The sequence below is a fragment of the Chitinophaga sp. genome, assembly GCF_035564935.1.
In the GTDB taxonomy this organism is placed as follows: Bacteria; Bacteroidota; Bacteroidia; order Chitinophagales; family Chitinophagaceae; genus Chitinophaga.
Map to the genome: position 1 here is coordinate 1 of NZ_DATMTE010000367.1, position 12,287 is coordinate 12,287.

Below are 12,287 nucleotides of genomic sequence, written 5' to 3' on the forward strand. Positions count from 1 at the left end.
GCTTTCACTGCATTGGCGCCATTAGTCATCAGATTAATTCTCTGTTTCATGTTTATAAGTTTTATTGGTGAAATTTGTTCGTTTATACACCAATAAGGATCGGTAAAAAGGAAATTGGACATCTCCCGGGATTTTTTTAAAAAATTTATTTTCCGGCAGATGAACAGCGCGTTTTCACGCACGCGGCCGCCAGAAATGGTGCAGGGCAGCGGGGAAAACTACGATTGGCGCGGGCGGAGCAGTGGCAGCCCCATGCTGCCCGGTTCCTGCTGGCAGTGGCCGGGGGAATAAATCATTTGTTAATCACATTGCTTTCACAATTGCAAAACACTTTGACAGGCCAGAATTTTTTCTTTTGACGGATGATTCTACAAACTTATCCGCGCATCGGAAAAATACCGGCCCTTTTTATTTTCACGTGGTTGTTTATTGCTGCATCCGCCCGCGCCCAGGAAATAAGGCCCCTTTACAAGGATTCTATTCCGAACAGTATCGGTAAAACGGCTCCGGCTGATGCACCCACCATCACCATCTATAAACCGGAAAAGCCCAACGGTGCAGCGGTGATCATCTTCCCCGGCGGCGCATATGCCTTCCTGGCCTTTGCGGAAGAAGGCACCAAAATAGCAGAGGCCTTTATTACAAAAGGCATAACTGCCTTCGTGGTAAAATACCGCCTGCCTTCAGACGCTACCATGCGGGATAAAAGCATGGGGCCTCTCCAGGATGCACAACAAGCCATTAAACTGGTACGCATGAACGCGGCGGAATGGGCGCTGGATCCGCATAAGATCGGTATTGCAGGGTACTCCGCCGGTGGCCACGTGGCGTCCACACTGGGCACGCATAGTGGTCGCAGCTATGTGCCCAATAAGGAAAATACGGACCTGCGCCCGGACTTTATGATCCTTGTATATCCGGTGATCAGTATGAATAAAGACCTCACTCACCAGGGATCAAGCATTAACCTGCTGGGAAATGAACCATCCAAAGAAAAGATCGCCTTCTTTTCCAATGAAGAGTGGGTAAACAATAATACGCCACCAGCCTATATCACGCACACCAGCGATGATGCCGTAGTAAGCGTAAATAACAGCATTGCCTTTTACCAGGCTATGCTGAGAGGAGGCATTCCCGCTGAACTGCATCTCTATCCCACGGGCAACCACGGTTTCACCCAACGGCTACCCGTAAACGAATGGCTGGATCCCATGCTGTGGTGGATGAAAAGAGGGGGCTGGATCCCCAACACCCCCTGATCTGATATTAAATCATGGCATAGCCGTATGAACAGGTCGCGCAGTGGGCTTCGAATGCAGCAGCTTTATCAAGGGTCGCTCTACCTTGTAGTAGAAGAAAATGCCCACTGCCACCGCCAATACCATATGCACAATAACCGAAACATCGGCATTCAGGAAGTAACCGGTGGAAGCATATATCTGCGCGATAAAATAATAGAAAGTATAGTGGGTAAGATAAATGGAATAAGAAGCGTCGCCTATCAGTAAGCCCAGCGGGTTGTTCCAGAGCTTTGTCCATACCCCCTGCTGTTCAAGGAAAATACAGCCGGCCAGGATACAGGCACTTGGCAATCCCCATAACAACACCCTTTTCAAACTGCCGGTACCGCTGGTAACACTGCTTAGTTCAGATATATTTCCAAAACCATAAACAACATTATAAATATAACCGCCTATTCCCAGCAGGAGGAGTAGCCCGGCTATACTGCCGGCTACCTTCACATGCCGGTACAGCCAGAAAATGATCACCCCGAAAAGGAACTCCAGCATAATAGGATTGGTGTAAAATATCAACCGGAAGTCCGCAGGCCTCAGTAGCTGCCCCGCTGCCACCAGGGCGGGGATAACAAGTAACAGCCATAGTGTTTTATATCTTGTACGGAAAAGGATCAGGAAGAAAAAGAGACAATAGAACCACCACTCAAAACTAAGCGACCAGCCCACAACAAGAATAGGCGCCAGCCATTTCTGGGAGTTAAGTACCGGCAACATAAACAGCGTGTCTCTCCATCCGTAAAGAATAGCAGTAACGGGGTACATCCGGTCAAAAAAACAAAAAAATACCATATAGCATACACTCGCCACATAGTAAATAGGATTGATGCGCAGGAAACGTTTTTTCAGGAAATCCATACCATCACGCGCACCAAAGTAATCACTGGCTACATAACTGATAATAAATCCTGAAATACCAAAGAAGAGGTCTACACCAATAGCGCCGAAGTTTTCAAGGAAATGGAATTTTTGCTGACGGGAAACGGTGAATGCTTCCTGTAGATCTATGGCATGTACATGTACCACGAGGATCACTGCTACTGCCCTTAATAACTGTATGCTGTTAATCTTCATAAATGGGATACTGGTTGAGGGTAAAGGATGGCAACACCGGTCACTTTTGTGTAAAGCAAGTTAAGCCGGGCTGCTGTAATTACACCTCAGTCGGTATCATATGCTCAGCCATGCAACGATTGCCAGGTTTCCCTGCTGATGGTAAACCAGGTATGCAGTATCTGATCTTCATAAAAAGTACCATCCTCCCGGAACCCCGCCTTTTCTAAAACACGTTTCGATGCGGCATTGCCGGCATCTGTAATGGCATAAATACTTTCCGGATGAAGCCGGTTAAAGCCATATTCCAGGATAGCCTGCGCACATTCCGTAGCATATCCTTTCCCCCAGTATTTTTTGATGAACCGGTAGCCCAGGTCATAATAATTAACATGACCATTGGTGGGATCTTTCACCAGTTTTAATCCTGCCCATCCTACAAACCGGTTGCTGTCTTTTTCTACAACCGCCCACCTGCCAATACCGTTATCCCGGTATTGTTGCCGGATAAGCCGGATCACCTCCTGCGATTCTTCAATAGTGCTCACAGGCTTATTCCCCAGGAATAAATGCACCGCTTTGTCTGAATCCAGTTCAAACATGCCGGCGGCATCAGCCGGTATCAACTCTCGTAAGATCAACCGGGGCGTAGATGCAAAAATCTCCATACACGTGTTATTTGGCGCCCAATTTAAAGGAACTATCTTAAATAGGAAAACAATAAAAAAACAGGATGGCCTATTTAGGCATCAACAGGAAATTACTACCTGCTTCGGCTTTGGTGGATTTTTTCTGGTACTGGTAGGGAGAAAAACCGGCAAACTCTTTGAAGGCCCTGATATAATGGGATTGGTCGGCATAATCATGTTCAAAAGCAATATCAGACAGCTTACTGTAATTGTTGCTTTTTAACTGCTTTAAGGAATTTTGAAAACGGCATATCCGGGAAAATAATTTGGGGGAGATGCCAACGCCCTGTTTAAACCGGCGCTCAAAACTTCTTTCCGTTAGCTGCAATTGCTGCTGTAAATCTTTTAATGCAATACTCCCGCCCGATTCAATGATCTGCGATAACGCAAAGTGTGTGACCTCGTCGGCCGACGTACTGTTTTTATTGATCTGGTTAAATAAAAACGTGGAAATGATAGCTATTTTCTCTGTTAAGGAAGGCGCATTGCCTAATCTTTCTGCCAGGTAAAAATCTTTGGTAACTTCCAGTATATCCAGGTCCATACACGAATTGGTTAACTCGTCGGCATTCAGGCCAAACACGGATTTCAACGCATGCGGATAACAAATTACTCCTATTGAACAAATGCTGCCAGTTATATGCAGTTCGGTATATTTGGTGGTTTGACCGTACAACAACAAGTCAGGCAGCTGTTTATTTTCCTGGTAGAAAGTGGCATCCTCCGATTGCTGGAAAATCAGGCCCGGACAACCATCTGCCGTTGGTCCGAAAATTTTAGGCTCATGAGCCACATCGCTGCTCTCCAGCGTCCAGAAATAACGGACGTGGTTTTTAAGATAAGACGGCGGTGGTAGCTCCTGGTATTTCATTTTATGGCAGATGAATTACTTTCAAGGTAAGATTTTTTAATGATTTCATGAGAACCCTTAGTTTTGTAAACTAATTAACTCGCCCCATGAAAATTGTATTGTTCCGTTTTATCAGCAGCCTGGTATTAGTAGCAGCTACCAGCATTGCATTTGCACAGAATAAGATCGTTGTTTTCCAGTCTGATTTTGGGTTGAAAGACGGGGCCGTTTCAGCTATGAAAGGTGTAGCCACCAGCGTATCGCCCCACCTGAAACTATATGACCTTACCCACGAAATACCTGCGTATAATATATGGGAAGCCGCTTACCGGCTGGAACAAACAGTTCCTTACTGGCCCGCAGGTACGGTGTTTGTATCCGTAATAGATCCTGGTGTAGGTACCAGCCGTAAATCGGTAGTGCTTAAAACAAATAACGGCCACTTTGTGGTAACGCCTGATAATGGAACGCTAACCCTCATTGCTGCCTCAGAAGGCATCGCCGCAATACGTGAAATAAATGAAGCCGTGAACCGCCGTAAAAGCTCTCAGCGATCCTATACCTTCCATGGCAGGGATGTATATGCCTATACCGGCGCGCGGCTGGCAGCAGGCGTTATTACCTTTGAAGAGGTAGGACCGCTGCTACCAAATGAAGTAGTAAAGATTCCTTACCAGGCAGCTGTACTGGAAAACGGGAAACTGAAAGGCAACATCTCTGTATTGGATGTGCAGTATGGTAACGTATGGACTAACATCAGCGCCGAATTGCTTAACCAGCTGCATCCGCAATACGGTGATCTGCTGCAGGTAACATTTTTCCACAACGGGAAAAAAGTATATCAAACGGTAGCGCCGTACAGTGAAACCTTTGGCGCGGTACCTGAAGGAAAACCATTGAGCTACCTGAATAGCTTAATGCAACTGTCTTTCGCGCTTAACCAGGGTAATTTTGCCGCTGCTTATCATATAGGAAGCGGTAGTGAGTGGAGTGTGGAAGTAACCTTGTTTGCCAAAAAATAAACCGGCATATTATAAGCTGTTACGATTGGCACGCCGCTTTAAATCAGGAAGTACATACAATAAACTGATGCCGTAAATATCAGGTTGTCGCTTCGCCAGGCTCTTCATAAAAGAGCCCTTTACTTCAATGGCGCCATTCTCTTTCCTGCCAAGCCCTATCCGCATACCGATATTGCCTATTGGCCCAAAGGAGTGTTGGGTAATTGAATCTGTAATGGTACCGCCGTTAACGTCTTTGTGCTTAACGTTTACCGGGCCGTAATGATAGGCCAGCCCGCCGCCGGCAAAGAACCCCACGGCTTTTTTATTAGCAAACGATGAAAACGCGCCAAAATTAAAATTGATAATAAGCGGCACATCTACCATCGACCGGAATTTTTTCACCGGCTCATCGCTTTTTTCACCGGTGTAATAGTAGATGATATTACCGTCTGCATCGTAATACCAGTCCATGTCGTCCTCTCCCGATCCACCGGAACCACCAGCGGTAAGGGGAATGCCCACAGATATCGTCATTTTGTCCGTTTCCATTACATTATAACGGATAGCATAAGTTAAACCGAAACTGGGAATACTTCCGCCCCTGGAAGTATGATCAATGGAAGTAGAAAATCCAATACCATGCACAAAACGTTGTGAAAAAACCGGTAAGCCGGCGATACAGGCAATTGCTAACAATACAATTTTTTTCATGTGGTACTGGTGGGATTACGGATACCATATAAAGGTAAAGTAAAAAGCTATTGAAACGGAAAACCGCCCCAATAGCTTTTCACAAACTTTTCTTGTGTTATTGTAATATGTCCAGTATGGCGTGGTCAATGCCCTGCAGGGTATTGACGGTTGGTTTGATCAGTTCCAGCACCGTGATCTTATTATGGCCTTTTTTCAGCCACTCTGCCGGCACATACAGGGTTTGCTGCGGGCCTACCTGCCAGTACCTGCCCAGGTGGTGACCATTGATCCATACCACTCCTTTGCCCCACCGGGTCATATCCAGGTAGGTGTCGCCGGTAGTGGAAAGCGTGAAGCTGCCCTCTTTCAGCACCGGTGCATCATCGGCGGTAGCTGAAGGTATAACCGCAGGCTGTACATCAAAGGGGAGTTTAAATTGCTGCCACTGGTGTATGGCCTGACCGTTAAACAATACTTCTCCAACAATGCCTTTCTTATTTTTCAACAGGTAAGGGCCAAAGTTAATACGCCCGAGGTTTTCAACCAGGATATCCAGGGTTACATTGCCGGCCGGAAGGGTTATTGCTACGCTGTCCTGCGCCAGGCGGCGGTCCAGGATGGCCACTCTTTTACCGTTTATAAATACAAGACCATAATCGCGGAGGTCTTTTATTTTCAGCAGGCCACTGTGCCCGCCGGGAATGGCGGCGCGGTATAACACAAACCCATAGGCCTGGTTCAGGTCTTCAAACGTTAACGGATCTACGCTTTTGATGGCGGCAGGTAGTTTGCTGAAAACAGCCGCGTTGTGTGTAAAGTTGATCACCGGTGTAGTGATCGCCGCCTTTTTTGCGGGCACTTCCGGTAAGGTTACGCCAGCCGGGAGATGACGGGCAATCACTTCCCTGAACTTCATGAATTTAGGGGTGGCATTGCCTGCTTCGTCCAGCGGCGCATCATAGTCGTAGCTGCTAACCTGTGGCTCGTATGGGTTTTTGTCGTTGTAGTTGGCCCCATTCATATAACCGCGGGTGGTGCCGCCGTGAAACATGTACATGTTAATGGAAATGCCTGCTGCAAGCACACGGTCCAGCCGGTCGAGAAAGTTTTCATAAGGGATGGTATGGTGTTTCTGTCCCCACCAGTCGAACCACGCAGGATACCACTCTGCTATATAAAAAGGGCCTTTGCCGTTGTGGTTTTCCCTTACCAGTTGTTTTACTTTTTCGGGATCATCTATACCGTTTACTGCGGGCAGTAAGCCTGGTAAATGCCCTTTGGCTACATCTGCTGCAGGGTCGCAGGTATAAAGCAATCCGTCAAATCCCGCATCAATAAACATCTTCCGGTTAATATCCAGGTAGCTTTTATCATTGGAATAAGAGCCATACTCGTTTTCTATTTGCACCATCAGGATGTTGCCGCCGTGGTTGATCTGTAATCCTGATAATTGTTTTCCTACGGCTTTAATATAGTTGTGGTAGGCTGCGAGATATTGCGGTTCTTTACTGCGTACTTCAAGGCCTTTTATATTTTGCAGCCAATACGGATAACCGCCAAATTCCCATTCTGCACAAACATATGGACTGGGGCGGAGTATTACCCATAAGCCTTCTTCCTGGGCTATTTTTACAAAAGCGGCAACGTCGTTGTTGCCTGAAAAATCATAATGTCCTTTCTGAGGTTCATGCATATTCCAGAACACGTAGGTGCCTATCGTGTTTAGTCCCATCGCCTTTGCCATTTTCAGGCGGTCACGCCAGCTTTCACGCGGTACACGCAGGTAGTGGATCTCCCCTGAAATCATCTGGAAGGGTTTCCCATCCAGCAGAAAGGTGGAATCGCCCAGCTGGAATGTATGTTGTGCAAACAGCTGTAAGCTGCACATCACCATTAAAATAACAACGCTTAATCTTTTCATTGTCTACAGTTTATTGCTTAATGTTACCTGTTAATGTAACTACCGACCGTGGCGGAATAAGAACTACATTCCCCGTAACATCACCCGGCTGCAGGTTGCCTGCTGCGCTGGTAGTATAGCTGCGCATACTGCCTGTTTTTAATCCTTTGCAGTGTATGCTGGTGGTTGCAGGGGTATTACCATTATTGATCACTACTATCCGGAGGGTATTGTCTTTATTTTTATAGGCAGATAAATAGAGCTGTTTCGACGCAGCGCTGTTGCTCATATTGGCCTGTACCCTTTTAGCGCCGGGTCTTATAAACCGGCTATAGTTACCCAGTACCCACATCATTTTGCTATCGCGGAGCTGTCCGTCTGTTTTATTTTTATCTATATAAATCAATCCGTCTTTATAATTGTAAGGCGAAATGGCCAGCCACCATTGCCAGGCGGCGGCATTGGCAATGGTAAGATCCGAGTGGATAACGCGCGCCATATACAGCGCGGCATCCATGCCCAGGTCTACGCCGGAACCGTTTATTTCCCCGGCATTGTCGCCCAGGATGCAGTACTCCGACTGCCAGAACTCCAGCCCGTTCAGCGCTGTATGCAGCCGTTTTCGTATAGTGGTGGCCGTATCTTCAGGTGAAGTGGTGAAATAACTGTGTGCGGCAATGCCTTTGTATACGTTGGGAAGGTGTCCAATATAAGTGGCACTACCGGGAGCAAAGAAGGCGTTTATCTGCGAGCCTTTATCCGGTTTATCTTCCGGCGCATACAGATAATTGATTTTGCCTGCCTCTGTTACCAGTATCTTCGTTGTCAGCTTTGCTTCGCTGAATGTTTTGCTGATAGCTTTGGTGAAGGCGGCAATCTGTTCGTTGTTATAGGGACAGCCTTCCTGTCCGCCATCACTCCAGTCCCACTGTGGTTCATTTACCGGGCTGACATAATTGAGCTGAACGCCAGTAGCAGAGCGGATGCCTTGTATTACATCTTTCAAAAAAACAGCAACAGCAGTATAATTATTTTGCGGAAGATTACTCAGCCCTTTATCGGCAAATGCTTTACCGTTATGAGTAAATGCCACCGGCGGACTATTCAGGAAACCCAGGAACTCCGTAACGCCGCGTTGCTTCGCGGCCTGTAAAAACCATAACTGCCCGGATTGTTTTTTCCAGTCGTAGCTATTGCCTGCCTGTAGAAATGATTCCGCCCGGCGCCATTCGTCTTTTATGCCGCTTTTGTTACCCTGCTCAGCGCTGCCGGCGCCAATATTAAAGCGCCACATGGATAAGCCGATCCCTTTGGGCTGGCCGCTGGCACTCGTATCGGTACTGAACAGCCAGTCGGCGATCTGGTTACGTTTGCTGTCCGGCCAGTTACCGGTAAACTGACCGGCCCACGCATCGGAAGCCGCAAAGTTATGGATCGTTTGTGCAGTTTTTTGTAAGTCGATGTTTACCTGGATAACGTTACTGTTGCTTTGTGATGATGCGGTATATAGCGCAAAGCATAGCGATAGTGAGCAAATAATTTTTTTCATGTTCCTGAAACGCTTTGCTTCACACAAAGCCGCCGGAAAGTAGTAAAATGGCTGTTAAATATTTTTCAATTATGACAACCGGCAAGCCAGCGGCGGCTTTGTGTAAAGCGGATGAGGGTTTAATAGCCTTTGTTCTGCTCCAGCTGACCGTTGGAGGCCAGTATATCGGCTCTTGGAATAGGTAACCAGTAATTTTTTTCGGCGAACAGGCGATCCTTCAGCGCTACCTTCCTGGTATAGGTATATACGCCGCCACTAACGGTAACGTCTACACCGTAAGCGGGTACGTTTTCAGTAACAATTGCCGTTTTCCACCGCCGTACATCGTAAAAGCGATGCTCTTCAAATGCCAGTTCAATTTGTCTTTCATGCTGAATAGCGGTCCGCATCTGGTCTTTGCTTAAGCCCGGTGTAAGTGCAGGTTGCTGTACGCTGCTGCGCTGGCGGATCTGGTTAATGGCGGCATATACATTGGCATCAGGACCTGCTGCTTCATTTTGGGCTTCCGCATAATTCAGGAGTATTTCTGCATACCGGATGTAGATCCAGGGCTGTAACCCGGCTACGTTCCAGGGATTGTCTATCGGGTTGTTATCGTCCATGAATTTGCGGAGATAGTAACCTGTTTTGGTAGAGTTCCAGTTGGAAGGACCATCCTTTCCGTCTTTTCCACCGGGAGAAAATGTTTGTATGGTAGATCCCCGGTAAGAAGCGCCGTTATAAAGGATAGTGGCATAAAACCGCGCATCCCTGTTCGCATAAGGGTTTTGCGCATTGTATCCGGAAGAAGGATCCGTAATCTGCTTACCATTCTTCATTTCATAAGCGTCTACCAGGTTCTGCAGCGGTGTATTACCGGCCCATCCGTTGTAGCCATTAGGACCGTTGGATATTTCCAGGCATACGTGACGGGCGCCCACGGCATACCGCCGGCCAAAAATAATTTCGTTGTTATCAGGTTTTATGAACAACTGGCTGTAATCTGCTGCCAGGGTGTATTGCGACATGTCCATCACTGCTTTTGCAGCATCGGCTGCTGCCTGCCAGGTACCAACGTTGTACAGCGGGCTTGCGGCATATAATTGTAAGCGTGCTTTCAGCGCCAGGGCGGCGCCTTTGGTGGCCCTTCCCAGTTTCCAGCTGTCGTCATTGGTGAGCGGCAGATCCGCGGCTGCGGCAGCAAGTTCGCTTACGGCATAATCCATGGATTCCTTCAGCGTAGCCCTTTTAAATAAAGCGGGGTCGGTGAGGTTGTCGGTGAGCTGGTATTCCTTATCGCCCATCATTACCACACCGCCATAGTTGCGGATCAGGTCATGGTACCGGAAAGCGCGGATAAAGCGCAGTTCAGCGGTCAGCTTCTTCCGGAGCGCAACGCTCATTTCCACGCTGTCGATGTTATTCAGTGCGTAGTTACATTCACGGATACTGCGATAGCTTCTTCCCCAGATAGTTCCCGCAATACCGGTATTTTCCGGCGCTATCTGTCCCTGCTGGATAACCCATGTGTTATCATCATTGTTGTAAATAGATTCGTCGGTAACGGAGCTCCACAACCCGTATTCAAAACCTCTTCCAAAACCGGGATTAGTGCCTTCTCCTTCTTTATCCTGTAGTTTGATGCTCAGGTACCGGTTGATCACATAGTTCTGGAACAGGGCAGAATCGCCCAGTACGGCGTCGCCCAGGATACGGTCGGTAGGCGTAATGTTCAGGTAGTCCTGTTTGCAGGATGCCAGTAATCCCACGGCGGCTAAAGTTAAGCTGTATATAAAGTGCGTTGTTTTCATGATTGTTTTTTTCTGGTTTAGAATCTAACATTTACACCCAGGTTGATGATCCGTTGCTGGGGGTAAAATTGCCCGCTGCTGCTGGTTCCTTCCGGATCGTAATCTTTTACCCTGGTAATGGTGAAAAGATTAAATGCGTTGGCATATACTCTCAGGCTGCCGATCCTGATACGGGATAAAACCCCGGAGCTGAAAGTATATCCCAGTGATACGTTTTTCAAACGCAGGAAGGAAGCATCATTGAGCCAGAACGTATTGGCATAGCGACCGCCGTTTACGGAAGCGGAAGCGCGTTCATCTACTCTCGGGTAAGAGCCATTGGGATTGCTGGGGCTCCAGCGGTTATCTGCCCAGCTGCTGTAGTAGTTTCCGATAGTACCGGATTCAGGGAGCACATACTGGCTCACATTTGTTTGCCCGGCAAATAACAGCGATAGGTCAAATCCTTTGTAATCACCGCCTAATATAATGCCATAGGTGATTTCAGGGATATTACCATACTTTGTCCTTGTCTGGTCATCTGCATTGATCTGTCCGTCGCCGTTAACATCCCTGTAAATCAGGTCGCCCGGTTGTGCACCTGCGGGGTGTGGATATTTATTCAGCTCATCGGCTGTCCGGAATATGCCAATGGCATCATACAGCAGGGAAGTGTTCATCGGGCCACCGGTTTGCCTTTGATAAGGCAAGGTGCCGGGGGCTTCATCTATAAAGATGATCTTGTTTTTGGCATAGGTGATGTTACCGGAAACATTGTAATGGAAGCCACTGCCAGTGGTATTGTCATATCCCAGGGTAGCCTCAATACCGTTACTGTTCACCTTCCCGATATTTTCGGCCGGTACCAGCGGGATAGCAGGATCAAACGGATTTACGATACCGGAAGTTTGCGGCAGCGAAGCATTGCGCTGGGTAAGGATCTTGGAACGCTTCTGCTGGAAATAGATAAACTCCAGGTTAAAGTGCTGCAGGAAGGCCATATTTAAACCCAGGTCCATTTTCTTAGCAATCTCCCACGTGATAAATGGGTTACCCAGTTTGGTGAGGTCAATGCCGGGAATGATCTGGCCGCCCACTACATATTGGTTAACAAAGGAGTAGTTGTCGAAATACTGGAACAGGCCGACGTTGTCGTTACCCAATGTACCATAGGAACCACGCAGTTTCAGATCGTTGATAAAGCTTACATTTTTAAACCACTCTTCCTTTGAAACGCGCCAGCCGGCTGATACTGACGGGAAGAAACCATATTGCTCACCTTTGGGGAAGGTGGAGGAACCGTCGTAACGGGCCTGTACTTCCAGCAGGTATTTTTCCATATAGTCGTAGGCAATTCTTCCGAAGTAACTTTTCCTGGTGAAGCTGTAGCTGGTACCGGAGTTATCTTTATCGGTAGCGGCAGATCCACCCTGCGACATTTCCGGCGTTTGAGGCGTCGGGAAATTCAGGCGGGATGCACCCAGG

Annotated in this window: 10 protein-coding genes; 2 read left to right on the forward strand and 8 right to left on the reverse strand. The window is 47.6% G+C overall.

The annotated features are described in order from the left end of the window. Positions 1 to 362: 362 nt before the first annotated feature. Positions 363 to 1,259, forward strand: coding sequence for an alpha/beta hydrolase (locus VN105_RS09670; protein WP_325640258.1), 897 nt, complete (start codon positions 363 to 365; stop codon positions 1,257 to 1,259). A 12-nt stretch (positions 1,260 to 1,271) separates the two neighbouring features. On the opposite strand, the gene VN105_RS09675 is transcribed toward VN105_RS09670, so the two are convergent. The 3 genes from VN105_RS09675 to VN105_RS09685 all read right to left on the reverse strand — a co-directional run bounded on the left by VN105_RS09675 (position 1,272) and on the right by VN105_RS09685 (position 3,908). Beyond that, positions 1,272 to 2,369: an acyltransferase gene (locus VN105_RS09675; protein ID WP_325640260.1), complete on the reverse strand. Its 1,098-nt coding sequence runs from the start codon at positions 2,367 to 2,369 to the stop codon at positions 1,272 to 1,274. A gap of 104 nt (positions 2,370 to 2,473) precedes the next feature. Beyond that, positions 2,474 to 3,016: a GNAT family N-acetyltransferase gene (locus VN105_RS09680; RefSeq protein WP_325640262.1), complete on the reverse strand. Its 543-nt coding sequence runs from the start codon at positions 3,014 to 3,016 to the stop codon at positions 2,474 to 2,476. 70 nt (positions 3,017 to 3,086) lie between these two features. Beyond that, positions 3,087 to 3,908, reverse strand: a complete 822-nt coding sequence (locus VN105_RS09685; RefSeq protein WP_325640264.1) for a helix-turn-helix domain-containing protein — start codon at positions 3,906 to 3,908, stop codon at positions 3,087 to 3,089. Between the two features lie 86 nt (positions 3,909 to 3,994). Between VN105_RS09685 and VN105_RS09690 the strand changes: the two genes are divergently transcribed. Further along, positions 3,995 to 4,909, forward strand: a complete 915-nt coding sequence (locus VN105_RS09690; protein ID WP_325640266.1) for an S-adenosyl-l-methionine hydroxide adenosyltransferase family protein — start codon at positions 3,995 to 3,997, stop codon at positions 4,907 to 4,909. A 9-nt stretch (positions 4,910 to 4,918) separates the two neighbouring features. On the opposite strand, the gene VN105_RS09695 is transcribed toward VN105_RS09690, so the two are convergent. The 5 genes from VN105_RS09695 to VN105_RS09715 all read right to left on the reverse strand — a co-directional run. Next, entirely contained in the window at positions 4,919 to 5,602 is a 684-nt protein-coding gene (locus tag VN105_RS09695; protein ID WP_325640268.1) for a hypothetical protein, read from the reverse strand. A gap of 97 nt (positions 5,603 to 5,699) precedes the next feature. Further along, a complete protein-coding gene (locus VN105_RS09700) occupies positions 5,700 to 7,505 on the reverse strand; it encodes a beta-galactosidase family protein (protein ID WP_325640270.1) in 1,806 nt (601 codons plus the stop codon). A gap of 10 nt (positions 7,506 to 7,515) precedes the next feature. Further along, positions 7,516 to 9,033: a glycoside hydrolase gene (locus VN105_RS09705; protein WP_325640272.1), complete on the reverse strand. Its 1,518-nt coding sequence runs from the start codon at positions 9,031 to 9,033 to the stop codon at positions 7,516 to 7,518. A 119-nt stretch (positions 9,034 to 9,152) separates the two neighbouring features. Beyond that, positions 9,153 to 10,823: a RagB/SusD family nutrient uptake outer membrane protein gene (locus VN105_RS09710; RefSeq protein WP_325640274.1), complete on the reverse strand. Its 1,671-nt coding sequence runs from the start codon at positions 10,821 to 10,823 to the stop codon at positions 9,153 to 9,155. A 17-nt stretch (positions 10,824 to 10,840) separates the two neighbouring features. Beyond that, positions 10,841 to 12,287 (reverse strand): SusC/RagA family TonB-linked outer membrane protein (locus VN105_RS09715; protein ID WP_325640276.1); only part of this gene is annotated, 1,447 nt, incomplete at its 5' end.